This window comes from Streptomyces sp. NPDC058525, assembly GCF_042719495.1.
Taxonomy (GTDB): domain Bacteria; phylum Actinomycetota; class Actinomycetes; order Streptomycetales; family Streptomycetaceae; genus Streptomyces.
In genome coordinates this window covers 1-25,483 of sequence record NZ_JBHXNP010000125.1, presented here as the reverse complement: position 1 = coordinate 25,483, position 25,483 = coordinate 1, and the positions used below count along the sequence as shown (strand labels likewise).

Annotated in this window: 24 protein-coding genes; 7 read left to right on the top strand and 17 right to left on the bottom strand. The window is 73.2% G+C overall.

The genetic code is table 11. The features are described from left to right. Positions 1 to 106: 106 nt before the first annotated feature. From ACFWP3_RS37095 to rsmI, 6 genes are all read right to left on the bottom strand, one after another. Positions 107 to 1,003, bottom strand: coding sequence for a 4-(cytidine 5'-diphospho)-2-C-methyl-D-erythritol kinase (locus ACFWP3_RS37095; RefSeq protein WP_384230205.1), 897 nt, complete (start codon positions 1,001 to 1,003; stop codon positions 107 to 109). After that, on the bottom strand, positions 1,000 to 1,902 hold the full coding sequence (rsmA, locus tag ACFWP3_RS37090) for a 16S rRNA (adenine(1518)-N(6)/adenine(1519)-N(6))-dimethyltransferase RsmA (RefSeq protein WP_384230202.1): 903 nt from the start codon (positions 1,900 to 1,902) through the stop codon (positions 1,000 to 1,002). The genes ACFWP3_RS37095 and rsmA overlap by 4 nt, the downstream gene beginning before the upstream one ends. Further along, the gene (locus tag ACFWP3_RS37085) at positions 1,899 to 3,218 is read right to left on the bottom strand and encodes a ubiquitin-like domain-containing protein (protein ID WP_384230210.1); all 1,320 of its coding nucleotides are present in this window, start codon (positions 3,216 to 3,218) and stop codon (positions 1,899 to 1,901) included. The genes rsmA and ACFWP3_RS37085 overlap by 4 nt, the downstream gene beginning before the upstream one ends. A gap of 327 nt (positions 3,219 to 3,545) precedes the next feature. Then, complete coding sequence (locus ACFWP3_RS37080; protein WP_384230200.1) at positions 3,546 to 4,442, bottom strand: TatD family hydrolase; 897 nt, start codon at positions 4,440 to 4,442, stop codon at positions 3,546 to 3,548. 10 nt (positions 4,443 to 4,452) lie between these two features. Next, positions 4,453 to 4,962: a hypothetical protein gene (locus tag ACFWP3_RS37075; protein ID WP_384230198.1), complete on the bottom strand. Its 510-nt coding sequence runs from the start codon at positions 4,960 to 4,962 to the stop codon at positions 4,453 to 4,455. A gap of 159 nt (positions 4,963 to 5,121) precedes the next feature. Beyond that, the gene (gene rsmI, locus ACFWP3_RS37070) at positions 5,122 to 6,030 is read right to left on the bottom strand and encodes a 16S rRNA (cytidine(1402)-2'-O)-methyltransferase (RefSeq protein ID WP_384230196.1); all 909 of its coding nucleotides are present in this window, start codon (positions 6,028 to 6,030) and stop codon (positions 5,122 to 5,124) included. A gap of 87 nt (positions 6,031 to 6,117) precedes the next feature. Between rsmI and ACFWP3_RS37065 the strand changes: the two genes are divergently transcribed. After that, positions 6,118 to 7,890, top strand: a complete 1,773-nt coding sequence (locus ACFWP3_RS37065; RefSeq protein WP_384230193.1) for a dolichyl-phosphate-mannose--protein mannosyltransferase — start codon at positions 6,118 to 6,120, stop codon at positions 7,888 to 7,890. A 25-nt stretch (positions 7,891 to 7,915) separates the two neighbouring features. Here the strand turns inward: ACFWP3_RS37065 and ACFWP3_RS37060 are convergent, their stop codons facing one another. Next, a complete protein-coding gene (locus tag ACFWP3_RS37060; protein WP_384230190.1) occupies positions 7,916 to 8,584 on the bottom strand; it encodes a histone deacetylase in 669 nt (222 codons plus the stop codon). Positions 8,585 to 8,749: 165 nt separating this feature from the next. Between ACFWP3_RS37060 and ACFWP3_RS37055 the strand changes: the two genes are divergently transcribed. Further along, complete coding sequence (locus tag ACFWP3_RS37055; RefSeq protein WP_384230187.1) at positions 8,750 to 10,393, top strand: penicillin-binding transpeptidase domain-containing protein; 1,644 nt, start codon at positions 8,750 to 8,752, stop codon at positions 10,391 to 10,393. A 131-nt stretch (positions 10,394 to 10,524) separates the two neighbouring features. On the opposite strand, the gene ACFWP3_RS37050 is transcribed toward ACFWP3_RS37055, so the two are convergent. Beyond that, the gene (locus ACFWP3_RS37050; protein WP_384230184.1) at positions 10,525 to 10,740 is read right to left on the bottom strand and encodes a hypothetical protein; all 216 of its coding nucleotides are present in this window, start codon (positions 10,738 to 10,740) and stop codon (positions 10,525 to 10,527) included. Between the two features lie 372 nt (positions 10,741 to 11,112). Here ACFWP3_RS37050 and ACFWP3_RS37045 point away from each other — a divergent pair, with 372 nt between their 5' ends. The 3 genes from ACFWP3_RS37045 (at position 11,113) to ACFWP3_RS37035 (ending at position 12,219) form a co-directional block, all read left to right on the top strand. Continuing rightward, positions 11,113 to 11,361: a hypothetical protein gene (locus tag ACFWP3_RS37045; RefSeq protein WP_384230182.1), complete on the top strand. Its 249-nt coding sequence runs from the start codon at positions 11,113 to 11,115 to the stop codon at positions 11,359 to 11,361. Between the two features lies 1 nt (position 11,362). Beyond that, entirely contained in the window at positions 11,363 to 11,677 is a 315-nt protein-coding gene (locus ACFWP3_RS37040; RefSeq protein WP_384230180.1) for a 4a-hydroxytetrahydrobiopterin dehydratase, read from the top strand. A gap of 62 nt (positions 11,678 to 11,739) precedes the next feature. Then, a complete protein-coding gene (locus tag ACFWP3_RS37035; RefSeq protein WP_384230177.1) occupies positions 11,740 to 12,219 on the top strand; it encodes a YbaK/EbsC family protein in 480 nt (159 codons plus the stop codon). Between the two features lie 164 nt (positions 12,220 to 12,383). On the opposite strand, the gene ACFWP3_RS37030 is transcribed toward ACFWP3_RS37035, so the two are convergent. Genes ACFWP3_RS37030 through ACFWP3_RS37015 form a run of 4 tightly spaced genes read right to left on the bottom strand, consistent with a single transcriptional unit; the run spans position 12,384 to position 16,182 of the window. Continuing rightward, a complete protein-coding gene (locus ACFWP3_RS37030) occupies positions 12,384 to 13,553 on the bottom strand; it encodes a serine hydrolase domain-containing protein (RefSeq protein WP_384230207.1) in 1,170 nt (389 codons plus the stop codon). Positions 13,554 to 13,575: 22 nt separating this feature from the next. After that, positions 13,576 to 14,382: an energy-coupling factor ABC transporter ATP-binding protein gene (locus ACFWP3_RS37025; RefSeq protein WP_384230175.1), complete on the bottom strand. Its 807-nt coding sequence runs from the start codon at positions 14,380 to 14,382 to the stop codon at positions 13,576 to 13,578. Next, positions 14,370 to 15,131, bottom strand: a complete 762-nt coding sequence (gene cbiQ / locus ACFWP3_RS37020; protein WP_384230173.1) for a cobalt ECF transporter T component CbiQ — start codon at positions 15,129 to 15,131, stop codon at positions 14,370 to 14,372. Before cbiQ ends, ACFWP3_RS37025 begins: the two co-directional genes overlap by 13 nt. 1 nt (position 15,132) lies before the next feature. Beyond that, positions 15,133 to 16,182 carry an energy-coupling factor ABC transporter permease gene (locus ACFWP3_RS37015; protein WP_384230171.1) on the bottom strand — a complete coding sequence of 350 codons (1,050 nt, stop codon included), beginning with the start codon at positions 16,180 to 16,182 and terminating at the stop codon, positions 15,133 to 15,135. A gap of 166 nt (positions 16,183 to 16,348) precedes the next feature. Here ACFWP3_RS37015 and ACFWP3_RS37010 point away from each other — a divergent pair, with 166 nt between their 5' ends. Next, positions 16,349 to 16,774: an SsgA family sporulation/cell division regulator gene (locus ACFWP3_RS37010; RefSeq protein WP_384230169.1), complete on the top strand. Its 426-nt coding sequence runs from the start codon at positions 16,349 to 16,351 to the stop codon at positions 16,772 to 16,774. Positions 16,775 to 16,913: 139 nt separating this feature from the next. On the opposite strand, the gene ACFWP3_RS37005 is transcribed toward ACFWP3_RS37010, so the two are convergent. Together ACFWP3_RS37005 and ACFWP3_RS37000 are read right to left on the bottom strand one after the other, a co-directional pair. After that, positions 16,914 to 19,115, bottom strand: a complete 2,202-nt coding sequence (locus ACFWP3_RS37005) for an MMPL family transporter (protein WP_384230167.1) — start codon at positions 19,113 to 19,115, stop codon at positions 16,914 to 16,916. Positions 19,116 to 19,244: 129 nt separating this feature from the next. After that, the gene (locus tag ACFWP3_RS37000; RefSeq protein WP_384230164.1) at positions 19,245 to 19,835 is read right to left on the bottom strand and encodes a TetR/AcrR family transcriptional regulator; all 591 of its coding nucleotides are present in this window, start codon (positions 19,833 to 19,835) and stop codon (positions 19,245 to 19,247) included. Between the two features lie 169 nt (positions 19,836 to 20,004). On the opposite strand from ACFWP3_RS37000, the gene ACFWP3_RS36995 reads away from it, so the two are divergent. Further along, on the top strand, positions 20,005 to 23,268 hold the full coding sequence (locus ACFWP3_RS36995) for a S41 family peptidase (protein ID WP_384230162.1): 3,264 nt from the start codon (positions 20,005 to 20,007) through the stop codon (positions 23,266 to 23,268). Between the two features lie 74 nt (positions 23,269 to 23,342). Here the strand turns inward: ACFWP3_RS36995 and ACFWP3_RS36990 are convergent, their stop codons facing one another. The 3 genes from ACFWP3_RS36990 to ACFWP3_RS36980 all read right to left on the bottom strand — a co-directional run bounded on the left by ACFWP3_RS36990 (position 23,343) and on the right by ACFWP3_RS36980 (position 25,409). Continuing rightward, entirely contained in the window at positions 23,343 to 23,531 is a 189-nt protein-coding gene (locus ACFWP3_RS36990; RefSeq protein ID WP_384230160.1) for a hypothetical protein, read from the bottom strand. Between the two features lie 76 nt (positions 23,532 to 23,607). Next, positions 23,608 to 24,492: an SDR family oxidoreductase gene (locus tag ACFWP3_RS36985; protein WP_384230158.1), complete on the bottom strand. Its 885-nt coding sequence runs from the start codon at positions 24,490 to 24,492 to the stop codon at positions 23,608 to 23,610. Next, positions 24,489 to 25,409, bottom strand: a complete 921-nt coding sequence (locus ACFWP3_RS36980) for an alpha/beta fold hydrolase (protein ID WP_384230156.1) — start codon at positions 25,407 to 25,409, stop codon at positions 24,489 to 24,491. Before ACFWP3_RS36980 ends, ACFWP3_RS36985 begins: the two co-directional genes overlap by 4 nt. Positions 25,410 to 25,483 lie beyond the last annotated feature (74 nt).

Genomic DNA, 25,483 nt, shown 5'->3' with positions numbered 1-25,483 from the left:
ATCCAGCCCCGCCGGCGTTTGAGGCGTGGGGTCTGGGGCGGAGCCCCAGGTCTTTCAGCCTCGCCGGCGTTTGAGGCGCGGGGTCTGGGGCGGAGCCCCAGGGGTTTCAGGGGGTCAGGGGCGTGGCTCCCGGGGATGGGGAGGAGGCCGTGCGGGTGGCGCGGCACGTGGCCGAGGCTTCGAGGGCCGCCGCCACCTTCGCCGCGGCCTCCTCGTCCCGGACGAGGAAGGCCGTCGTCGGGCCGGAGCCCGAGACCAGCGCGGCCAGCGCACCGGCCTCGGTGCCGGCCGCCAGGGTCGCCTCCAGCGCGGGCCGCAGCGACAGGGCCGCCCGCTGGAGGTCATTGGCCAGGACGGGGGCCAGCGCGTCCGGATCCCCCGAGGCCAGGGCCGCCAGCAGCGCCGGCGAGGCCTCGGGCTCCGGGATCCTCGTACCGGCCGTGAGGCGGTCGAACTCCCGGAACACCGCCGGCGTCGACAGCCCGCCGTCGGCCACCGCGAACACCCAGTGGAACTCCCCCGCCTCGACCGGGGTCAGCAGCTCACCGCGGCCGGTGCCCAGCGCCGCCCCGCCGACCAGGCTGAACGGCACGTCGCTGCCCAGCTCCGCGCAGATGTCGAGGAGTTCGGCGCGCGGCGTGCCCAGGCCCCACAGGGTGTCGCAGGCCAGCAGCGCCGCCGCCCCGTCCGCGCTGCCGCCGGCCATGCCGCCCGCCACCGGGATGTTCTTCTCGATGTGCAGGTGGACGTCGGGGGCGATGCCGGCCCGCGCCGCCAGGATCTCGGCGGCGCGCGCCGCGAGGTTCGTGCGGTCCAGGGGCACCTGGTCGGCGTCCGGGCCCGCGCAGGTCACGGTCAGCTCGCCGGCCGGGGTCGCGGTGACCTCGTCGAACAGCGAGACGGCGAGGAAGACGTTCGCGAGGTCGTGGAAGCCGTCGGGGCGGGCCGCGCCCACCGCCAGCTGGACGTTGACCTTCGCGGGCACTCGTACGGTCACGCTCACAGCGCGGGCCTCTCCGCCTCGGGCTTGTGCTCGGCGATCGCGGCGAACTCCTCGACCGTCAGCGACTCCCCGCGCGCCTGCGGGGAGATCCCGGCGGCGACCAGCGCAGCCTCGGCTCCGGCCGCCGACCCGGCCCAGCCGGCCAGCGCCGCGCGCAGCGTCTTGCGGCGCTGCGCGAAGGCCGCGTCCACGACCGCGAAGACCTCCGCCTTCGAGGCGGTCGTCTTGATCGGCTCGGTCCGCCGCACCAGCGAGACGAGCCCGGAGTCGACGTTCGGCGCCGGCCAGAAGACCTTGCGGCCGATGGCCCCGGCGCGTTTGACGTGCGCGTACCAGTTGGCCTTGACCGAGGGCACCCCGTAGACCTTGTTGCCGGGTTCGGCGGCGAGCCGGTCGGCGACCTCGGACTGGACCATCACCAGGGTCCGCTCGATGGTCGGGAACCGGTCGAGCATGGTGAGCAGGACGGGCACGGCCACGTTGTACGGCAGGTTCGCCACGAGCGCGGTCGGGGCCGGGCCGGGCAGCTCGGTCACCAGCATCGCGTCGGAGTGGACGAGCGCGAAGCGGTCCTTGCGGCCGGGCATCCGGGCCTCGATGGTGGCGGGCAGCGCGGCCGCCAGGATGTCGTCGATCTCGACGGCGGTGACCCGGTCGGCGGCCTCCAGCAGCGCGAGCGTCAGCGAGCCCAGTCCGGGGCCGACCTCGACGACCACGTCGTCCGGCCGCACCTCGGCGGTGCGCACGATCCGGCGCACCGTGTTGGCGTCGATGACGAAGTTCTGGCCCTTCTGCTTGGTCGGGCGCACACCGAGTGCGGCGGCCAGCTCCCTGATGTCGGCCGGCCCGAGGAGGGCGTCGGAAGGGGTCTCGTTGGGCTGCTGCTCTGCGGTGCTCACCCGCTAAGCCTACGGCCGCAGTGCGGCCACGGACTCGCCCCCCGCTGCACGTAGAGCTTCTTCGCCCGGTACGTCTGCTCCGAGGCCGGGGCGTCCTGCGGGCGGCCGCTGCCGCCCAGGCCCTGCCAGGTCCGTACGTCGAACTGGTAGAGGCCGCCGTATGTCCCGGAGGGGTCGGTGGCCGAGGGGCGGCCGCCCGATTCGCACTGGGCGAGGGCCGCCCAGTTGAGGCCGTCGGCGCCGGAGACGGAGGTCGGCAGCGGCTTCGTGCCGACCTTGACGAGCTGGGTGACGGGCTCGCGGACGGTCTCGTCGGCGATGCGCCGGGGCTTTTGGCGGACCCCGTTGACGGTGCGCAGGCTGTAGGTGACCCGGCGGGCTCCGGGCCGGCCGGCCCGTTCGACGACCTCGGTGCCGGCGAAGAGGGTGCCGTCCTCGACCCGCTCCGTCTCGAACGGGATGCGTTCCTCGCGGACCTCGCGGGTGCCGGTGATGCGCAGCACGGTGATGGTCTGGCCGTCGCGCGGGAAGGAGTCGGGCGGCACGGAGGTGGTGTCCTGGCCGCCCAGGGTGATGCCGGCCTGGTCGAGGGCCTCCTGGACGGTGGCGGCGTTGGTGCGGATGGTGCGTTCGCGGGCGTCGGCCATGAAGGTGACGCTGCGTTCGGTGCGGACGCTGAGGGCCAGTCCGGCGCGCGGGACGGGCGCGGTGCGGGGTGCGGAGAGGTAGGCGCCCTCGGCGCGGATGCCGAACTGGCGCAGGGCCCCTTCGACGGTGCGGGCGGTGGTCCACACCTGGCGCTGCTGTCCGTCGAGGGTCAGGCGCAGCGGGCGGCCGTAGCGGACGACGATCTCCTCGCCGTCGTCGAGGGGTTCGCCGGGGGCGGGGGCCACGAGGTCGTGGGGTCCGACGTCGAGGCCTTCGGAGGCCAGCAGTTCGTCGATGTCGTCGGCGAAGGTGTGCAGGGTGCGCGGGACGCCGTCGACGGTGAGCCGTACCGCCTTGTCGGCGGCGACGAAGGCGGTGGTGCCGCCGGCGAGGAAGGCGACGACCAGGGCCTGCGGCACCATCCGCCGCCAGGTGCCCGGCGGGGGCTCGGCGGGGGCGGTGCGGCGGCGTCTGCCGGTGCCGGGCCCGGGCATCGGCACGGAACCGGAGCCGGAGCCGGGCGGGGCCGCGGGGGCCGGGAGCAGGGCTACCGGGGTGGAGGAGGGGGCGGGGGCGGGGGCCCGGCGGCGGCCCGATCCGGGCCCGAGGGCCCCGCCGGATCCGGCCGCTCCGGCCGTCCCGCCCGCTCCGCCCGCCGTTCCGGGCACGGGGATCAGCGGCAGGGTGGCGGCCACGGCGGGCACCGTCGGCGCCTCCGGGTCGGCCCATCCGGCCGACTGCCCGCCCTGGCGTGCCCGGCGGCGGCCGGCCCTGCGCGGGCCCGGAACTCCCTGGTCCGCCCCCGGGTCCGGGGCGCCCGGATCCCCGTACGCCCCCGGAACGGGACCGCCACGGCGGTGACTGCCCTGCGTATCGCTCACGACGCTCGCTCCACTGGTGTTCCGGCACCCGCTGGTTCGGGCACGGCACCTTAGCGGAGGAGTCGTCACGCACCAAAGCCGGACGGTCACGCAGCGTGTCGCCCGGCGGGGTGGTCAGTAGGCGAAGGCGCGCGCCGTGTTGGCGGCCAGCGCGGTGGCCATCGCGTCCTCGTCGAGGCCGCGGACCGCCGCCATCGCCCGTACGGTCAGCGGAATGAGGTACGGGGCGTTGGGCCGTCCGCGGTACGGCGCCGGGGTCAGGTACGGGGCGTCGGTCTCGACGAGCACCAGCTCCAGCGGGGCCACCGCCAGGGCCTCGCGCAGCGGGACCGCGTTCTTGAAGGTGACCGTGCCGGCGAAGGACATGTAGTACCCGGCGGCCGCGCACTCGCGTGCCATGTCGGCGTCCCCGGAGTAGCAGTGGAAGACGGTGCGCTCCGGCGCGCCCTCCTCCCGCAGCACGCGCAGCACGTCCGCGTGGGCGTCGCGGTCGTGGATCACCAGGGCCTTGCCCCGGCGCTTGGCGATCTCGATGTGGGCGCGGAAGGAACGCTCCTGCGCGGCCATCCCCTCCGGCCCGGTGCGGAAGTAGTCGAGCCCGGTCTCGCCGACCGCCTTGACGTGGTCCAGGGCGGCGAGTGCCTCGATCTCGGCCAGCGCCTCGTCGAGCGCTGCCTCGCCGCCGCCCGCCCGGGCCCCCTGCCGCGACCAGCCGTCGGGGTCCCCGAGCACGATCCGGGGCGCCTCGTTCGGGTGCAGGGCCACCGCCGCGTGGACGTTCTCGTACGCGGCGGCCGTCTCGGCGGCCCAGCGGGAGCCCTTCACGTCGCAGCCGACCTGGACGACCGTGGTCACACCCACCGAGGCGGCCTTCGCGAGGCCCTCCTCGACGGTGCCGGACTGCATGTCCAGGTGGGTGTGCGAGTCCGCCACCGCCACCCGGAGGGGTTCGGGCAGCGGTGGCGGTGCGTCCTTGGAGGCTCGGGAGGACGGGGCCGGCGAAGTGCTCATGGGGCCGATCTTATGACCGGCGGAAGATCCCCAGCAGACGGGAGAGGAGGCCCGGGTGCTTCTCGGACTCGTCGATGGCGACGGGCCCGGGGGCGTCGTGCGCGGGCAGCGCCCTGGGCGCCTTGTGCACCTTGTGCGGCTTGGGGGTCCGCGGGACGTCCGCGCCCGCCGGGACGGGCCCGGCGATCCCGGGGGCGACGCGGTGGTGGTAGAGCTGGTCGAGCATGCCGAGCACCGAGGAGACCTGTCCCGCGCGCATGATCCGCACCACGTGCCCGCCGCAGTTGTGGCAGGTCGGGTTGGACAGCGGGGAGGGCACCCGCTCGCCCTCGGCCGTGTAGACGATGAACGGCTCGCCCTTGCCGTCCACGTGGTGCTCTATCTCGTAGGCCTGCTCCCAGCCGTACCCGCACCTCATGCACGCGAAGGAGTACGCCTCGTGCACGGTCTGCACGGGAGGGCCGACGGGTGCGGTGCCGGGCGCTGTCACAGGTACCGGGGTCTCAGCGATCTCACTCATGCCAGCTCCTCTTGTTCCACTGTGCCCATGCCAGTGGACGCCTCTTCGGGCGGGAGCGCATCAGGCCCTGTCTACTGTTGGACGGTCTTTGGGCGACTCATGCCCAAAGCGCCCGGTGCGCGGTCTGAGCTTTGCCTTTCAGGTTAGCTCTTTACCGATTTACGGCACCTTTTGTGCCGCGTTCTTTGCCGCGACGACCGCGTCGAACACGTCCCTCTTGGGTACCCCGGCCTCGGCGGCGACCGCCGCGATGGCCTCCTTGCGCCGCTCCCCCGCCTCCTCCCGCACCCGCACCCTGCGCACCAGCTCCTCGTCGTCCACATCGCCGGGGGCCGCCGCCGGGGCGCCCTCCACCACGATGGTGATCTCGCCCCGGACGCCCTCGGCGGCCCAGGCCGCCAGCTCGGCGAGCCCGCCGCGCTTCACTTCCTCGTACGTCTTGGTCAGCTCGCGGCACACGGCGGCGCGGCGCTCGGCGCCGAAGACCTCGGCCATGGCGGCCAGGGTGTCGTCGAGCCGGTGCGGGGCCTCGAAGTAGACGAGCGTGCGCCGCTCGGCCTGCACCTCGCGCAGCCGGCCGAGGCGCTCGCCCGCCTTGCGCGGCAGGAACCCCTCGAAGCAGAACCGGTCCACCGGCAGCCCGGACATGGCCAGCGCGGTGAGCACCGCGGACGGCCCGGGCACGGCGGTGACCTTGATGTCCTTCTCGACGGCGGCGGCGACCAGCCGGTAGCCGGGGTCGGACACCGAGGGCATCCCGGCGTCGGTCACCAGCAGCACGCGCGCCCCGCCGGCCAGCGCCTCGACCAGCTCCGGGGTGCGCGCGGACTCGTTGCCCTCGAAGTACGACAGGACGCGCCCGGTGGTGTGCACGCCGAGGCCCTGGGTCAGCCGGCGCAGCCGCCGGGTGTCCTCGGCGGCGATCACGTCGGCCCGCTCCAGCTCGGCCGCGAGCCGAGGCGGGGCGTCCGTGAGGTCGCCGATGGGGGTGCCGGCGAGTACGAGGACTCCCGGCGCTGGGTTCGGCCGGGAGCTGGGCTCGGTACCGCGGGGCTGGTCAGTGGTCACCCGCCCATCCTCTCAGCCCCGCCCGGACCCGCGCCCGTACGCCCCCGGTGCTGGGGTTCCCACAGATCCGTTCCCTACGATGACCCGGTGACCAAGACCGCGACGCCGCCGCCCAGCCCCGCGGGGGCCCCGCCCGCCCCGCCGGCGGGGCGCGAAGAAGAGCAGCCCACCTGGCTGCGCCGCCTGCGCGCCTTCGGCTACGTGCCGCGAGGCGGCTCGGGCGCGGCGCGCGGCGACGTGCGCACCCGCCTGGTGCCCCCGTACGCCCAGCCGTCCCCCCAGCTGTGGATGACCTTCGGGCTCCCGCAGCAGGTGTGGGGCACCTGGCAGCGGATCGTGTCGTGGGCGGGGCCGGTGCTGATCGCGCTGGTCGCCGGAGTGCTGCGGTTCGTGCATCTGGGCAGCCCGAAGGCGGTGATATTCGACGAGACGTACTACGCCAAGGACGCCTGGGCCACGATCAAGCAGGGGTACGAGGCGAGCTGGCCCAAGGACATCGACAAGTCGATCCTCGCCGACCCCGGCTCGGTGCCCCTTCCGCTGGACCCGGGCTACGTCGTGCACCCGCCCGTCGGGAAGTGGGTCATCGGGCTCGGCGAGTGGATGTTCGGCTTCACCCCCTTCGGCTGGCGGTTCATGACCGCCGTGCTCGGCACCCTCTCCGTGCTGATGCTGTGCCGGATCGGGCGGCGGCTGTTCCGGTCGACGTTCCTGGGCTGCCTGGCCGGTGCGCTGCTCGCGGTGGACGGCCTGCACCTGGTGATGAGCCGCACCGCGCTGCTCGACCTGGTGCTGATGTTCTTCGTGCTCGCCGCGTTCGGGGCGCTGCTCATCGACCGGGACAGGGCGCGGGCCCGGCTCGCGGACGCGCTCCCGGTGGACGGGGAAGGCCGGACCCGGCCCGATGTGAAGATCGCCGAGACGCTGGGGCTGGGCTGGCGCCCGTACCGGATCCTGGCGGGCGTCTGCCTGGGGCTCGCCGCCGGCACGAAGTGGAACGGCTTCGTCGTCCTGGCCTTCTTCGGCATCCTCACCGTCCTGTGGGACGCCGCGGCCCGGCGCACGGCGGGCGCGGGCGCCCCGTACGCGGCGATGCTGCGCCGCGACGCGCTGCCCGCGTTCGTCTCGACGGTCCCGGTCGCGGTGGTGACGTACGTGGCCTCCTGGTCGGGCTGGATCTTCAGCCCGGACAACGGCAAGGGCGGCTACCTGCGCGACTGGGCCGCCAAGAACGACCAGGGCAGCGCGCTGTCGTTCCTGCCGGAGTGGCTGCGCAGCCTGTGGCACTACGAGACCGAGGTCTACGACTTCCACGTCGGGCTGACCTCGGGGCACACGTACGAGTCGAACCCGTGGAGCTGGCTGGTCCTGGGCCGGCCCGTCTCCTACTTCTACGAGTCCCCCGAGCCCGGCACCGACGGCTGCCCGGCGACGGAGGCCGGCAAGTGCGCCCGCGAGGTACTGGCCCTGGGCACCCCGCTGCTGTGGTGGGCGGGCTGCTTCGCGCTGCTGTACGTGCTGTGGCGGTGGTTCTTCCGCCGTGACTGGCGGGCGGGCGCGATCGCGTGCGCGCTGGGCGCGGGCCTGCTGCCCTGGTTCAACTACCAGGAGCGGACCATCTTCTTCTTCTACGCGGTGGTGTTCGTCCCGTACCTGTGCCTGGCGGTGGCGATGATGATCGGCGCCTTGCTGGGCCCGGCCGGCTCGACGGAACGACGCCGGACACTGGGCGCGATCGGGGCGGGCGTCCTGGTCCTGCTCATCGTCTGGAACTTCATCTACTTCTGGCCCATCTACACGGGCCAGACCCTCCCGATGGACTCGTGGCGGGCCCGGATGTGGCTGGACACCTGGGTCTAGAGCGGCCGGGAGCGGCGGCCGGGGATCAGCGTGGCAGGAGGTCCAGGATCTGGTCCGGGGTCCAGTGGCCGGTCGCGCCCGGGCATGCCGCGAGGTAGTCGGCGATGGAGCGGCCGGTCCAGGCGCCGGACTCCAGCAGGCCCGCCGCCAGGTGCCGGACGTACGCGGCGGCCGGCTTGACCCAGTCCACCTCCTGCATGACCCAGGGTGCGGTGAAGGTCAGCACGGGGACGCCCTCCAGCGCGCCCGCGCAGACCAGCGTCTCGTAGCGGCCCGGGCCCTGCTCGTCCCGTCCCGAGCGCAGCACCTCGGTGAGGTCGAGGTCGAGGCCGGGCCCCGGTTCCCGGTACATCTCCTGGGCCGCGATGTCGGAGAACTGCTGGGCCGTCACCAGGTGGGCGCGGGCCCGGGTGCGGCCCGGCGCCTTCGGGTCGTAGAAGCCCCTGCCGCCCGTCCAGACCAGGGACTCGGTGGCGAAGTACAGGCGTCCGGGCAGCTCGACCGGTACCGAGCGCGCCGGTGCGCGGGGGTCGCGGCAGCCGGGGTAGCGGCGCGCGCCGCCCGGCGGGGTGCCCCCGGCGAGGTACCAGGCCAGCCGGGCCCTGTGCATGTTAGAGCCGTAGGAGGTGTACCAGACCAGGTCCGGCGCGGGCTCGTCGGTGCGGGCGGCTTCCACCGTGTGGACGGAGTTCATCGGGTGATCTATACCGGGCCGCCCCGTTCCTCCGCTTGTTTTCGGCCATCGATGTTCCGGTCCGGTAACAAGAGCGAAGGCGAACGGCGACCCAGCGTAGGGTCTACCCCCGCAGGTTCTTTGAACATGTTCAGAGAATGATGGTTCCGGGGGAGGAACAGAAGAGTGAACGGGGCAGCGAAGGGCGCCGTGATCGGCGGGGTCTTCCTCGCGTTGGTCGGCGGCGCGGGCTACGGGGCGTACGCCCTGGTCGGGGACGCGGGCGACGAGGGCAAGGGGAGCGCCAAGAGCGACACCGGCGTCCAGTCGGAGAAGGGCAGCGGCCCGGTCTCCGAGAAGGACGCCGTCGCGACCGCGAAGGCCTTCCTGGCCGCGTGGGCCGCCGGGGACGAGCGGGCGGCCGCCGATCTGACCAACAACGCGCAGGCCGCGCAGGCCGCCGTGGGCGACTATCGGGCCAAGGCGTACGTGTCCAAGGCCGTGATCACCCCGGGCACGCCGAACGGCACCACCGTGCCGTTCAAGGTCGAGGCGGAGATCACGTACGAGGGCACGACCAAGCCCCTCGCGTACGACTCCCAGCTGACCGTGGTGCGCGGCCTGACCAGCGGAAAGCCGCTGGTCGACTGGCAGCCCTCGGTGATCCACCCGCAGCTCCAGAAGGACGAGAAGCTGCGCGCCGGCACCCCGGCGAGCCCGCCCGTCAAGGCCGTCGACCGCAACGGCGAGGAGCTGACCGCCGACAAGTACCCCTCGCTGCGGCAGGTCCTGGCCGAGCTGCGCGAGACGTACGGGTCCAAGGTGGGCGGCAAGGCCGGCGCCGAGGTCTGGATCGAGCCGGCCGACCAGAACGCGCCGAAGCGGACCTTGCTGACCCTCGTCGAGGGGGAGCCGACCGTCCTCAAGACGTACCTGGACGCGAAGGTGCAGGCGGCGGCCGAGCAGGCGGTCGCCAAGTTCCCCGAGGCCTCGGTGGTCGCGATCAAGCCGAGCAACGGGCACATCCTGGCCGTCGCCAACCACCGCAAGGACGGCTACAACGCGGCGATGGCGGGCAACCGGGCGCCCGGCTCCACGATGAAGATCGTGACGGGCGCGATGCTGCTGGACCGGGGCCTGGTGGCGGCCGACAAGCCGGCGGAGTGCGCGAAGGAGGTGTCCTGGGGCGGCCGCGCCTTCCACAACCTGAAGAACTTCGAGCTGCCGGCCGGAACGAACTTCGCGACCTCCTTCGCCCGCTCCTGCAACACCGCCTTCATCAAGCAGATCAAGCCGGTCAACGACGACTCCGCGCTGCCGAAGGAGGCCACGGAGGTCTTCGGCATCGGGCTGGACTGGAAGACGGGCATCAGGTCCACCGACGGCAAGGTCCCGCCGGCGACGGGCGCGGCGGCGGCCGCCGAGTACATCGGGCAGGGCCAGATCACCATGAACCCGCTGAACGTCGCCTCCATCACGGCGACCGCCCGCACGGGCGTGTTCCGCCAGCCGCTGCTGGTCTCCCCGGAGCTCGACGGCCGCACGATCGCGACGGCGCAGCGCCGCATGAAGCCCTCGGTGCAGCAGCAGCTGGTCTCGATGATGAAGCTGACGGCGACCAGCGGCACCGGCCGCGAGGCGATGGCCTCGGTCGGCGGCTCGGACAAGGGCGCGAAGACCGGCTCCGCGGAGGTCGACGGCGCGGGCAGCCCCGACAGCTGGTTCACGGCCTTCAGCGGCGACCTGGCCGCAGCCGCCATGGTCGAGGCCGGCGGCCACGGCGGCGACGCGGCGGGCCCGATCGTCGCAACGGTCCTGAACGCGGGCTGACGCGGGGGCCGGGACCGGGCCGGGCGGCCGCTGACGCGGGGTGATAACCGTGCCGGGCGGCCGCTGAGGCGGGGCCATGACCGCGCCGGGGCCGGCGGCCTCCACCGGCCGCCGGCCCCGGCCGGAACCGCTCACGAGGCGGCGGGCTCGACGTTGGCGACGGCCGTGGAGAACTCGCGGCCGCACGCGCCCCGGATGTACGCGAGCTCCGCCCAGTGCTCCTGGGCGACGCGGTCCGACACGTTCTCGTTGATCACGGCCATCAGCTCGCCCTCGACGCCGGACGCGAGATCGCGTACGCGGCGGCGCAGCAGGGGGTGCGGAACGTACTCGTAGCGCTCAGCCATCGGACGGCTCCTTGTACGCCGAGCGGAGGAACCGGCGCCGGCCGGCACGGGCACGGGCCACCAGCTCGGGGCTGGGACCCGGCGAACGGTCCGGCGGGGACAAAGCCGAAGGCCACGCCGGACAGCCGAAGGCCCGCTCCCCTCGCGCCTGTTCGTCTGGGCTGTGCGTCGTCATGGGAGGAGGATGCGCCGCCGCGCGGATGGGCAGATAGGTCATCGCGCGGGCTCCTCGACCGCGTTGACGACGATCTGCCCTGGGGCAACGCCTGTCGCAGAACCCCGAGCTATCTGGAGGTCCAGCGCGCCACTTGCTACGGCAGGCTCGGCCTCGGCCAGGAAGCGGAATCTCTGTGGTCGCAGGTTCTCGACAGCGTGCCTTCCACCGCACGACGGGACCGTGGTGTGTACCTCGCCCGGTACGCGACCGCGGCCGCCTCGGCCCGGGAGCCCGACCGCGCGGTCGAGATCGCACGCGCGGCCGTCGAGATCGCCATGGAGACGCGGTCGGCGCGCATGCTCCGCGAACTGGGCACCCTGGAACGGGCGATGCGCCCGTGGCACGATTCCCCGGTAGGCCGGGGCCTCGCAGGGGTTCTGGCGCCTGTGAACGAGGGGAGCTGACATGGGCGTGCCTCAGGCTCTGTCCGATGAGGAGATCCGTGAGCGGCTGGCCGGCCTGCCGGGGTGGGAGCGGCAGGGTGACGAGATCACCCGGACCTACGAGATCCGCTACCACGCGGCGGTGGCCGCGATCGTGACCATCGCGGACCGGTCCCGCCGGGTCCAGCACCACGCGGACCTCGACCTCCGCATCGACCACCTGCGCGCCTCCATCACCACGCACGACGCCGGGCACCGGCTGACGCGGGCCGATTTCGATCTGGCGCGGCGCATCGACGCGATCGTGGCCGCGCACCAGGCCCTCCCGTTGGACTGAAACCCGGCCGGGAGGGGGAAACCGCCTCGCGTCGGCGGCGTCGGCGGCGCTAGCGTCCGCGTATGACGACCTCCACGCACCCCTTGTTCGCCGAGGCCCTGGCCGGGCTGGGGCTTGAGCTGACCGTCCGGGCGTTTCCCGAAGGGACCCGTACCGCGGTCGACGCGGCCGCCGCGATCGGCTGTGAGCTGAGCCAGATCGTCAAGTCGCTGATCTTCGCCGCGGACGGGGTCCCGGTGCTGGTCCTGATGGACGGGGCCTCTCGGGTCGACGTGGAGGCGGTGCGCCGGGAGCTCGGCGCCGGGAAGGTCACCCGGGCGGACGCCGCCCTGGTGCGCGAGACCACCGGCTACGCCATCGGCGGGGTCCCGCCCTTCGGGCACCGCACCCGCACCCGGGTCCTCGCCGACCGGGGACTGCTCGGCCATGCCGTGGTCTGGGCCGCCGCCGGCACCCCGAACACCGTCTTTCCCATGGCCCCGCAGGAGCTCATCGAGCACGCCGGCGCCACCGTCGCCGACGTACGCGAGGCCGGCGCCTGACCGCGAACGCCGCGGGCTTCGACGGACGGAGTCCGGCGCAGCGGCACGAAGCCGGAGAGGCCCGCCGGGGCCGAGCCGTGCGAGCGCCCCGTCGAGAAGGGGCGGCCGGCGGCTGGGCGGCCGGCGGGCGGAGTCCCGCCGGGCCTGGCCGTGCTGAGAAGGCGTCAGGCGGTCAGGGCCGTGCGCAGGGCCCGTACGAGGGCCTGGGCGCGCGGGTCCGCCGTGACCGACTTGGCGTGGGCGTTGGTGACGTAGCCGAAGCCGATGCCCGCCTCCGGGTCTGCGAAGGCCAGGGAGCCGCCGCGGCCCGGGTGACCGAAGGAGGCCGGCGAGAGCAGGGGCGAGGCCGGGCCGTGCAGCATGTAGCCGGGGCCGAAGCGGGTGTTGACCACCAGGACGCGGTCCGGGCCGGCCGAGAGCTCCTTGCCGGCCAGGGCGGTGGTGGCCGGGGTGAAGATCCGTGCGCCGTCCTCCACCACGCCGACGGTGGCCGCGTAGAAGCGGGCCAGGGCGCGGGCCGTGCCGATGCCGTTCGAGGCCGGCAGTTCGGCCGCCCGGTAGGCGGGGTCGTTCTCGTCCGGCAGCGGGTCGATGGCCGCGAAGGCCCGTCGGGTCAGGGATTGCGGGTCGGCGTAGGCCTCGGAAACGTTCCTCCTCGGCCGGGTCTTGAGCGTGCCCGCCCCCGACGGAGGGTCGACCGGCGCCACCCGCCCCACCCGGTGGGTCTCCGTCTCCGTCAGGCCTATCCAGAACTCCAGACCCAGCGGCTCGGCGATCTCCTCGGCGAGGATGCCGCCCACCGTGCGCCCGGTCGCCCGCAGCACCAGCTCGGACAGCAGCCAGCTGTAGGTCTGCGCGTGGTAGCCGTGCCCGGTGCCCGGCTCCCAGAACGGCTGCTGCGCGGCGACCGCCCGCGGCCCGGAGACCCCGTCCGCCGCCTCGGCCGCGGTCAGCCCGCGGTCCAGCGCCGCGAGCCCCGCGCGGTGGGCGAGCAGGTCGCGGACCAGGGTCCGTTCCTTGCCGCCCGCCTTGAACTCCGGCCAGTACGAGCCCACCGGCGCGTCCAGGTCCAGCAGCCCGCGCTGGTGCAGCAGCAGCGGCACCGCGGCGGCCACCCCCTTGGTCGCGGAGCGGACGATCTGCGCGGTGTCCGCTGTCCACGGCTCGGTGCCGTTCGCGTCCTTGGTGCCGCCCCACAGGTCCACGACCTTGCGGCCGTCCCGGTACACGGCGACCGCCGCGCCCCGGTCCCCGAGCACCTCGAAGTTGCGCACGAACGCGTCCCTGACGGGCTCGAAGCCCTCCGTCACCACACCCTGGATGTCCACAGGCAGTGCAACAACCCGGGACCTGCGCTTATGCCACCGATACGGAACGGGGGTCGAAGCCGAAGGGCAGCTCCAGGCGGTGGGCCCGCATGAGCGCCTCGTCGCACAGCAGGTCCTGGGTGCGGCCGTCGGCGGCGATCACGCCCTCGCTGAGGATGACCGCGCGCGGGCACAGCTCCAGCGCGTACGGCAGGTCGTGGGTCACCATCAGCACGGTCACGTCGAGCGAGCGCAGGATGTCGGCGAGCTCGCGCCGCGAGGCCGGGTCCAGGTTGGAGGAGGGTTCGTCGAGGACGAGGATCTCGGGCCGCATGGCCAGTACGGTCGCCACCGCGACCCGGCGGCGCTGCCCGAAGGACAGGTGGTGCGGGGGCCGGTCGGCGAAGTCCGCCATCCCGACCTGCTCCAGCGCCTCCCGGACCCGTTCCTCCAGCTCGGCCCCGCGCATCCCGGCCGCGGCCGGGCCGAAGGCCACGTCCTCCCGGACGGTCGGCATGAAGAGCTGGTCGTCGGGGTCCTGGAAGACGATGCCGACCCGGCGCCGGATCTCGGCGAGGTTGCGCTTCTCCACCGGCATCCCGGCCACGCGCACGGAGCCGACCCCGCCGGCCAGGATGCCGTTGAGGTGCAGCACGAGGGTGGTCTTGCCGGCGCCGTTGGGCCCGAGTACGGCCACCCGCTCGCCGTGCGCGACGGTCAGGTCGACCCCGAAGAGGGCCTGGTGCCCGTCGGGGTAGGCGTAGGCGAGGCCGGCCACCTCGAGCGAGGGGGCGGGGGCGGAGGCGGGGCCGGGAGCAGGGGACGGGCCGGGGCCGGGAGCAGTCACAGGTTCCATCCCATCAGACAGACGGCGAGAGCCGTCACCGGGAGCACGGCCGCGTACGCCCACTGCGTGCGGGTGGCCACCGCCTCGTCGATCAGCGGCATCGAACCGGCGTAGCCCCGGCTGACCATCGCCAGGTAGACCCGCTCGCCGCGCTCGTAGGAGCGGATGAACAGCGCGCCGGCCGTCTTGGCCAGCACGCCCCAGTGCCGGATCCCGCGCGCCTCGAACCCGCGCGAGCGCCGTGCGATGGACATCCGCCGCAGCTCGTCGCTGATCACGTCCCCGTACCGGATCATGAACGAGGCGATCTGGACCAGCAGCGGCGGCAGCTTGAGCCGCTGGAGGCCCAGCAGCAGCGCCCGCAGCTCGGTCGTCGAGGCGAGGATCACGGACGCGGCCACGCCGAGGGTGCCCTTGGCGAGCACGTTCCAGGCGCCCCAGAGTCCGGAGACGCTGAGCGAGAAGCCGAGTACGTCGACCCGCTCGCCCTCGGCCACGAAGGGCATCAGCACCGCGAAGGCCACGAACGGGATCTCGATCAGCAGCCGCCGCAGCAGGAAGCCGGCCGGTATCCGGGCGACGGCCGCGACGGCCGCGAGGAGGACGGCGTAGGCCCCGAAGGCCCACATCGCCTCGCGCGGGGTGGAGACCACGACCACCACGAACGCGAAGGCCGCCGCGAGCTTGCAGTGCGGCGGCAGCGCGTGCACCGGGGAGTGCCCGGGGCGGTAGAGCTTGTGGGCGTGGCCCGCACCCATGTCAGCCCGCCGAGGCCGGGGCCGAGACCGGCTGCTCGTCCGTACGGCGGCGGCGGACCACCCAGAAGACGCCGGTGCCGACGGCGACGGTCGCCCCGACGCCGATGGCGCCCGCGAGGCCGCCGGACAGGCGGGCGTCGGTGACGTCCTTGACGGAGTAGTCGGCGAGCGGGGATCCGGCGGCCGCGTGCTCCTCGGCGGCGGCGTCGAACTTCTGGTCGGCGGCGACCTTCTCCAGGCCGTCGGGGCTGGCGGAGGCGTAGTACGAGACGAAGCCGGCCAGGACCAGGGCGGTGACCAGGCCGGTGGCCCACACCTTCTTGGTGGAGCGGGCGGCGGCCGGGGCGGGAGCGGCGGCCGGGGCGTCGACCAGCTCGCCGCCGACGCGCAGCTTCAGCGGGGCGGCCAGTCCGCGCGCCCCGTGCACCAGGTCGGGCCGTACGGCGATCACGGCGCCCACGGTGGCCGCGGTGATGGCGGCCTCGCCGATGCCGATGAGCAGGTGCACGCCGACCATCGCGGTGAACACCTTGCCGATCGGGACGTCGGTGGTCCCCCCGACGGCGTAGAGCGCGGTGAACGCGGCGGCGGCGCCGGGCACCGAGATCAGGGCTCCGGCGAAGGCGGAGACGGTCACGTAGGGGCGGCTGCCGGGCAGCACCTTGAGCAGCCCGCGGAAGACCCCGTAGGAGAGGAGGACGGTGACGACGCCCATGACGGTGATGTTGACGCCGAGGGCGGTCAGGCCGCCGTCGGCGAAGAGGATGCCCTGCATGAGCAGGACGACGGACACGCAGAGCACGCCCGTATAGGGGCCGACGAGTATCGCGGCGAGCGCGCCGCCCAGCAGGTGTCCGCTGGTACCGGCGGCGACGGGGAAGTTCAGCATCTGTACGGCGAAGATGAAGGCGGCGACGAGGCCCGCCAGCGGTGCGGTCCGCTCGTCGAGCTCGCGGCGGGCGCCGCGGAGGCTGACGGCGACGGCGGCGACGGCCGCCACTCCCGCGGCCACCGAGACGGGTGCGTTGATGAATCCGTCGGGCACATGCATGGAGTAGCTCCGCTTCTCACACAGTCTTTAACCGTTCAAGAATAGTGCTCAGTTGCAAAGCGTTGGCAAGAGCGTCCACATCACGAATAGGCCCGTGCGGAATCGTGGGAATGTGCGAGGCTGGAGGACAAACGGACGCAAATGTTCCGAAAAGAGGAGTCTTGTCGTGTCAGCCACCGCCGAGAATCCCCCCGCAAGCGCCACGGCGACCGCGACCGCCACCGCGACCGTGACCGCGACGGCCACCGCCGTCGAGGAACGCGTCACCGCGCGCGTCATCAGCGACGACCCGCTCTACCGGAAGGTTCCGGTGGCGCTGCGCTTCACCGCGGCCGAGCCACTGGCCGTGCGCATCGTCTTCCCGGCGGACCTGTCCCCCGAGGGCACCGACAACGAGTGGGTCTTCCCGCGCGCGCTGCTCGAGGCGGGCCTCCAGGCCCCGACCGGAACCGGGGACGTGCGCGTCTGGCCCTGCGGCCGCGTGCAGGCGGTGGTGGAGTTCCACTCCCCCGAGGGCGTCGCCGTGGTCCAGTTCGACATCGCCGCCCTGCGCCGCTTCCTGCGCCGTACGTACTCCCCCGCCACCCGGTAGGCGCAGCCCGGCCCGTCCGGCCGACACCCGTCCCGGCCGCCGCAACGCGACCCGGCCCCGTACCGCCTGGTGATCAGGCGGTACGGGGCCGGGGTGTCGGCCGTACGGGACGGGGTGTCGGCCCGTACGGGCGTCGGGGTCAGGCGCTGACCAGCTCGCGGTCCTTGTCCGGGCCCTCCGAGGAGGAGTCCGCGAGGTGCTTGCGCAGGCTCTCGCCCTCCACGTCGACGTTCGGAAGCAGCCGGTCCAGCCAGCGCGGCAGCCACCAGGCCTTGTGTCCGAGCAGGGCGAGCACCGCCGGGACGATGGCCATGCGGACCACGAAGGCGTCGAAGAAGACGGCGACGGCCAGACCGAAACCGATCATCTTGACCATCTGCTCACTGGCTCCGATGAAGCCCGCGAACACCGCGATCATGATGACGGCGGCGGCCACGACCACCCGCGCGCTGTACTGGAAGCCGGTCACCACGGCCTGGCCCGGGCGCTCGCCGTGGACGTACGCCTCCCGCATCCGGGTGACCAGGAAGACCTCGTAGTCCATGGCCAGGCCGAAGACCACGCCCACCATGAAGATCGGCATCATCGACATGATCGGGCCGGTCTGCTCCACGCCGAAGAGCGAGCCGAGCCAGCCCCACTGGAAGACCGCGACGACCGCGCCGAGGGCGGCGACGACCGAGAGCAGGAAGCCGAGGGCCGCCTTGAGCGGGACCAGGATCGAGCGGAACACCAGCATCAGCAGCAGGAAGGCGAGGCCGACCACGAGCGCCAGGTAGGGCAGCAGCGCGTCGTTCATCTTCTGCGAGAAGTCGATGTTCATCGCGGTGGCGCCGGTGACCATGACGTCGTCCCCGCTGCCGTCGCGGATCTCGTGGACCAGTTCCTCGGTCTGCACGGAGGACGGGCGGTCCTTCGGGATGACGGTGATCATCGAGGCGTCGCCGGCCTCGTTGGGCATCGGCGGGACGACCGCGGCCACGCCCTCCATGCCCTTGATCCGGTCGACGGTGGAGTCGGCGAGCGCCTTGTCCCCGTCCACGACCACCATCAGCGGGCCGTTGAAACCGGGGCCGAAGCCGTCGGACAGCAGGTCGTAGGCCTGGCGCTGGGTGGTGGAGACCGGCTGGGCGCCGTCGTCGGGCAGGCCCATCTCCAGCTTGCTCGCCGGGATGGCGATGACGCCGAGGCCGATCACACCGGCCAGCAGGACCATGACCGGGCGGCGCAGGACGAAGCGGGCCCAGCGGGTGCCGCCGTTGGCCTTCTTCTCGGTATCGGCCGCCTTGGCCTTGCCCTTGCCGAAGAGCTTGCTCTTCTCGCCCGCCGGCAGGACCTTCTTGCCCGCGAAGCCCAGGATGGCCGGGACCAGGGTGAGGGCGACCAGCACCGCGATGACCACGGTCCCGGCGGCCGCGAAGCCCATCTTGGTGAGCATCGGGATGTTGACGACGGCCAGGCCCACCAGGGCGATGACCACGGTCAGACCGGCGAAGACCACGGCGGAACCAGCGGTTCCGGCGGCCCGTCCGGCGGCCTCGTCGCGCTCCTGGCCCTCGGCGAGCTCCGCGCGGTAGCGGGAGACGATGAAGAGGGCGTAGTCGATGCCGACCGCGAGGCCGATCATCGTGGCGAGGGTGGCGGTGGTGTTGCCGAGGTCGAGCACGTTGGCGAGCGCGGTGATCGACGAGACGCCGATGCCCACGCCGATGATCGCGGTCAGCAGCGGCAGCCCGGCCGCGATCAGCGAGCCGAAGGTGATGACCAGGACGATCGCGGCGACCAGGATGCCGATGATCTCGCCGGAGCCGGTCTCGGGGGCCGCCATCAGCGCGTCACCGCCGATCTCGACGGTGAGCCCCTTGGCCTGGGCGTCCTTGCCGGACTCGGTCAGCGCCTCGCGGGTCGCGTCGGTCAGCTCCATGCCGCTGACCTTGTACTTGGTGCTGATGTAGGCGGTGGAGCCGTCCTGGCTCACGGCCTGGCTCTGGTACGGGTCGGCGACCGAGGAGATCTGGTCCTTGCCCGGACCGGACTTCAGGTCCTCGACGATCTTCTCGACCTGGGCCTTGGTCTCGGGATCGGTGACCTTGGCGCCGGCCGGAGCCTTGATGACGATCCGGGCGGTGGCGCCGTCGGCGGCCATCCCGGGGAACTTCTTGTCCAGCACGTCGAAGGCCTTCTGGGCCTCCGTGCCGGGTATCGAGAAGGAGCCTGAGGTGGGTGCGGACGCCGTCGCCGCGCCGAATCCGGCGGCGAACAGCAGCGCCACCCAGATGAGGGCGACAAGGCCGCGGCGCCGGAAGGCGCCCCGGCCGAGGCGGTAGAGGAAGGTGGCCACGTCGGTGGTTCTCCCGTTCGGGTCGTGGGATGGATCCGGTGCGGATCAGGGCATGGAGAGCCGGCCCGACGACGAGAGCGGCGTGTCAGGAACAGCAGGAGGTGCAGCGGGGACGGGGAGGAGGGGAGTTCAGACGCCGAGGGCGGGGAAGACCACGGCGTCGATGAAGTGGCCGAGGAAGTTCCGGTCCACCGGGCGGTCCTCGATCAGCGGGAGCGCGATGAACGCCCCGATGAGCATGTGCGGTACGAAGTCCAGTGCCGGGCAGTCCGGGCGGATCTCGCCCCGGTCCACCGCGCGCTGGAGCATCGCCTGGAGGCCGTTGATCTCGGGATCGACCAGCAGGTCGCGCAGGGCCTTGTGCAGCTCCGGGCTCTCGTGGACGGCATGGGCCAGGCCCCGCATCAGCGCGGTGTCCTTGGCCATCTGCGCGTCGTCGGAGCATTCGACCATGCGCGCGAAGTCCGCGCGCAGGCTGCCCGTGTCGATCTCCCGCAGCGAGACGGGCTGCGTACATCGCAGGGCCTTGGCGACCAGCTCGGGCTTGCTCCCCCACTGGCGGTAGAGGGTGGCCTTGCTGGACTTGGTGCGGGCGGCGACCGCGTCCATGGTCAGCGCCTCGTACCCCACTTCGCGGAGCAGGTCCAGGACCGCTCCGTGGAGTTCGGCTTCCCGCTCGGGGGTGATCCGGCTGCGCCGGGCCGCCATCGCCTCGGTCATCTCCGTGTCTCCCGTCCGAACGCGCCTCTTATCGAAACGAATGTGTTCCGTACACCCAAGACGATACCCCGGCCCCAAGCGAAACGAAACCGTTCCGTTTCGCTTGTGGGAGTGGCATGGATCACCTGTACGAGTTGCCGGGCCCCCCTGGCGCGGAAAGCATTGGGGGGTGAGTCACGACGTCGCGTACCTCCGCTTCCCGCACCTGCACGACGACCTGCTGTGCTTCGCCACCGAGGACGATCTTTGGGTGGCGCCCTTGGTTCCCCCTGGAGCTCCGGTGGGCCGCGCCTGGCGGATCACCGTCGACCGGACCCGGGTCAGCCATCCCCGCTTCTCCCCCGACGGCCGGCACATCGCCTTCACCACCTGGCGCAGCCTCGACCCCGAGATCCACCTCGCCCCCGTCGACGGGGGCCCGGCCCGCCAGCTCAGCTACTGGGGCTCCACCGACACCCGGGTCTGCGGCTGGGACCCGGACGGCAACGTCCTCGCGGTCTCCTCGCACGGCCAGCCCTTCTCCTACTTCGCCTGGGCCCACAAGCTCCCCACCGACGGCAGCCCCGGCGGACGCCTCCCCTGGGGCCCCTGCTCCGACATCCAGGTCGCCGACATCGGCGGGGAGCACCGCACCCTGCTCCTGACCGGCAAGCCGCCGCACGAGCCCGCCGCCTGGAAGCGCTACCGCGGCGGCGCCACCGGCCGGCTGTGGCTGCACGGCCGGCAGCTGCTGGAGGACGTCGAGGGCCACCTCGACTCCCCGATGTTCGTCGCCGGCCGCATCGCCTTCCTCTCCGACCACGAGGGCATCGGCAACCTCTACTCCTGCCTGCCCGACGGCACCGACCTGCGCCGGCACACCGACCACGAGGAGTTCTACGCCCGGCACGCCTCCAGCGACGGCACCCGGATCGTCTACCAGTGCGCCGGGGAGATCTGGCTGGTGGACTCACTGGCTCCGGACGCCCTCCCGCGCAGGCTCGACGTCCGGCTCGGCGGGCCGCGCGCGGGCCGCCGTTCGTACCAGGTGCCGGCCGCCAGCCACGTCGACTCGCTGTCCGTGGACGCCACCGGCCGGGCCAGCGCGGTCGTCGTACGCGGCAGCCTGTACTGGCTGACCCACCGCGACGGCCCGGCCCGGACCATCGCCGACACCCCGGGCGTACGGGTACGGCTGCCCGAGATGCTCGGCAGCGGCGGGCAGGTCGCGTACGTGACCGACGCCGAGGGCGAGGACGCCATCGAGATCGCCTACCTGCCGCGGGCCTCCGGGGAGCGGGAGCCGCGCCGGCTGGCCTCGGGAGAGCTCGGCCGCGTGACCGAACTCCTCTCGGACCCGGACGGGGAGCGGCTCGCCATCGCCTCCAACGACGGGCGGCTGCTGCTGATCGACGCAACCGAGGAGTCCAACGGGGAGGTCACCGAGCTGGTCCGGTCCATCAACGGGCCCGTCACCGACCTGGCGTTCTCACCCGACGGGGTCTGGCTGACCTGGTCCCACCCGGGCATCGGGCGGTCGCTGCGGCAGATCAAGATGGCCCGGATCTCCGGACCGGGCGCGCGGACCGTCGTGGACGTCACCAACGGCCGCTTCGAGGACGAGAACCCGGTCTTCACCCGCGACGGCCGCTACCTGGCCTTCCTCTCGTGGCGCGGGTTCGACCCGGTGTACGACGTGCACACCGGCGACCTGTCCTTCCCGCTGGGCTGCCGCCCCTACCTGGTGCCGCTCTCCTCGGCCACCCCCTCGCCCTTCGCCCTGTCCCCCGAGGGCCGCCCGGCGGCGGGCGGCCTCGACCCCGGCGAAGGGGAGCCCGACACCGGCGACGGCACGGTGACCGTGGAGGTGGAGGGCCTGGAGAGCCGCGTCACCCCCTTCCCGGTGACCGCGTCCAAGTACTCCGCCCTGTACCCGGTGCACGGCGGCGGACTGGTGTGGCTGCGCTGGCCGATCTCGGGCGCGCTCGGCGAGACCTTCGCCAACCCGGCCGACATCAGCGGCAAGCCCACGCTGGAGCACTTCGACCTCACCAAGGCCCGCAAGACCGAACTGGCCTCGGGGCTGGACTGGTTCGCGGTCAGCGGCGACGGCACCCGGCTCGTGATCAACGACGACGGCGACCTGCGGGCCGTCCCGGCCACCGAGTCGGGCGACAGCGATTCCACCGTCTACCTGGACCTGCGGCGCATCCTGCACGAGGTGGACCCGGCAGCCGAATGGCGCCAGGCCTTCGAGGAGGCCGGGCGGATCATCCGCGCCTACTTCTGGGAGCCGAAGATGTGCGGCATCGACTGGGACGGGGTGCTGCGCCAGTACCGCCCCCTGGTCGAACGGGTCGCCTCTCCCGACGAGTTCGCCGACCTGCTGCGCGAGGTCCTCGGCGAACTCGGCACCTCGCACGCCTACGTGGCCCCCGCGCGCCGCAACGAGGGCCCCCCGCACTACCAGCGGGCCATCGGGCTGCTCGGCGCCAACCTCGTGCACCGGGACGGCACCTGGGTGCTCCGCCGGATCCTGCCCGGCGAGTCCTCCGACTCCAAGGCCCGCTCCCCGCTGGCCGGCACCGGCATCCGGGAGGGCGCCGTGCTCACCCACGTGGACGGACGCCCGGTTGACCCGGTGACCGGCCCCTACCCGCTGCTGTCGGGGGCCGGCGGCACCACCGTCGAGCTCACCTTCCAGCCCGCGGAGGGCGAGGGCCGCGCCCGCCGGGTGGCCGTCGTACCGCTGGTCGACGAACGGCCGCTGCGCTACCAGGACTGGGTGTCCAAGCGGCGCGCGGTGGTCCGCGAGCTCAGCGGCGGCCGCTGCGGCTACCTGCACATCCCCGACATGGGCGGCTCGGGCTGGGCCCAGTTCAACCGCGACCTGCGGATGGAGATGTCCCGGCCCGCGCTGATCGTGGACGTACGCGGCAACGCGGGCGGGCACATCAGCGAGCTGGTCGTGGAGAAGCTGACCCGCTCCATCCTCGGCTGGGACCTCACGCGCAACGCCCAGCCGGTGTCGTACGCCTCCAACGCGCCCCGCGGCCCGATCGTGGCGCTCGCCGACGAGGCGACCTCCTCGGACGGGGACATGATCACCGCGGCCATCAAACTGCTCGGGCTGGGCCCGGTGGTGGGCCAGCGCACCTGGGGCGGGGTGGTCGGCATGACCGGCCGGCACACCCTCGGCGACGGCACGGTGATCACGGTGCCGATGAACGCCGCCTGGTTCCCGGAGTACGGCTGGTCGGTGGAGAACCACGGGGTCGAACCGGACCTCTCGATCCTGCGCACCCCGCTCGACTGGGCGGAGGGGCGGCACGCGCAGCTGGACGACGCCGTGCACCTGGCGCTGGAGCTGCTGGAGCAGGACCCGGCCGCCGTGCCGCCCGGCTACACGGACGTACCGGACCTGCGGCGCCCGAAGCTGCCGCCGAGGCCGTAGCGGGACGCGCGCAAGCCGAAGGGGCGCGACCGTGTCCGGTCGCGCCCCTTCGGCTTACGGCATGCGGCTCGGGATCAGGCGTCCCAGTTCTCGTCGAACTCGTCGCGGGCCCGGTCGGCCGGCGGCCGCTTGGCCTGGGGCCGCTGCTTCTCCCCGAGCTGCCGGGACCGCTCGGACGCCTCGTCCCGAACGCCCTTCGAGGCCTGCGCGGCCTTGGCCTTGAGTTCCTGCGCCTTCTCGTCGAACTGGTCCTTGATACCCATGCTCGTCACTCCATCAGGGGTGTTGGTGGTCGGGCCTCGACCAGACTGGCACGGGCGGACAAAGGCCGCATTTCGATCAGTTACCGTGCGTGCGCTCCCGCTCGTCCGCCGCCCCGCCGGCTCCGACGAGTCCCCTGGAGACACCGGCCAGGCGCGGCTCGAACCGCTTCATCTCGAGCTGCCCCACGGCCCCGATGATCCCCGGCAGGTAGCCGCGCACCCCCTGCATGCCGCGCAGCCACCACTGCGCGTACACGTGCGCCGAGCGCCGCTCGATGCCCGCGACGATCCGGTCGACGGCCGGGCCCAGCGGGTACGTGCGGTTCGAGGGCCAGGGCAGCCGCTGGCGCAGCTCCCGCATGACCTCGTCCTGATCGGCCCCGCGCACCATGTCGGTGTCGGTCCACGAGAGGTAGCCGACGCCGACCTTGACCCCCTTGTAGCCGACCTCGGCGCGCAGGCAGTGCGCGAAGGCCTCGACGCCGGACTTGGACGCGCAGTAGGCGGTCATCATCGGCGCCGGGGTGATCGCGGCGAGCGAGGCGATCTGGAGGAAGTAGCCGCGGCTCTCGGTGAGGACGGGCAGGAAGGCCCGGGCGGTCACGGCCCCGCCGATGAGGTTGACCTCGATCACCCGGCGCCAGGCGACGGGGTCGGAGTCGGCGAACGGCCCGCCGGCGGCGACACCCGCGTTGGCGACGACGATGTCGACCTTGCCGAAGCGCTGCTTGACCTCCTGCGCGACCCGGGCCATGGCCTCGTGGTCGGTGACGTCGGCGTGCCAGTGGTCGCTGTCGGTGTGCAGCCGCTCGGAGACCTCCTTGAGGGCCTCCGGCTCCAGGCCGACGAGCGCGATCTTCGCACCGCGCGCGGAGAGCTTGCGGGCGAGCAGCTCGCCGACCCCGCGGGCGGCGCCGGTGACGACGGCGACCTGCCCTTCCAGACTCCTGCGAGCGCTCACAACGACTTCTCCTTCTGGTCGAGGTACAGCGAGGTCAGCTCGCGCACGGCGGTGGTGACGGCCTCCGGGGCCTCGATCGGGGTCATGTGCCCCATGCCGGTGAGCTCGGTGAGGCCCACGCAGTTGGGCAGCGCGGCCGCCAGCCCGCGGGCGTGCACCACGGGCGTGAGCCGGTCGCCGGTGCCGCCGATGACCGCGGTGGGCACGGTGAGCCGGGCCACGTCGGCGTCCAGGTCCAGCCCGGCGAGCACCTCGGACCAGGCGTGCCGGACCCGGGTGGGGCAGGCGTGCACGATACGGGCGCACGCCTCCACCTTGTCCGGAGCGGAACCGGGGCCCATGGTCGCGTACTTGAGGATCTTCCTGGCGACGGGCGTGACCGGGCCGAGCGGCGCCCGGGCCCCGAGGACCGCGCCGGTGAGACGGGTCCGCGCCCGCCCGGGCCGCAGCGGCAGCACCCGCGCCTCCGCGACCAGCCGGCCGCTGCCGGTACTGCACAGCAGCGCGGCCGCGGCGTGCTCGGCGAACTCGGGCCGGGCGGCGGCCGCCATGATCGTCATGCCGCCCATGGAGTGCCCGGCGACGACGGCCCGCTCGCCGGGGGCGAGGGCGGCCTTGAACACGGCCACCAGGTCGTCGGCGAGGGCGGTGGTGCTGTGGGTCCGGGCGGCGGGGCTGCGGCCGTGGCCGCGCTGGTCGTAGGCGATGACCCGGTGGTCGGCCGCCAGTTCCCGGATCTGCGCGGCCCAGAACGCGGTCGAGCACGTCCAGCCGTGCGCCAGCACCACGGCCGGCGCGCCTTCGTCCCCGTGGACCTCGACGTGCAGCCGGGCCCCGTCGACGGATTCGGCGACGAGCTCGCGCCGCGCGGCAGGCGGCGCGAACCGCCCGGCGCTGACATGCATCAACCGACTCACGCGCCCCCCACCCCTCCCCCGGCCCCCAACTCAGCCTTGCCGGAGGCAGAACCAGCCTCGCCGGCGTTTGAGGC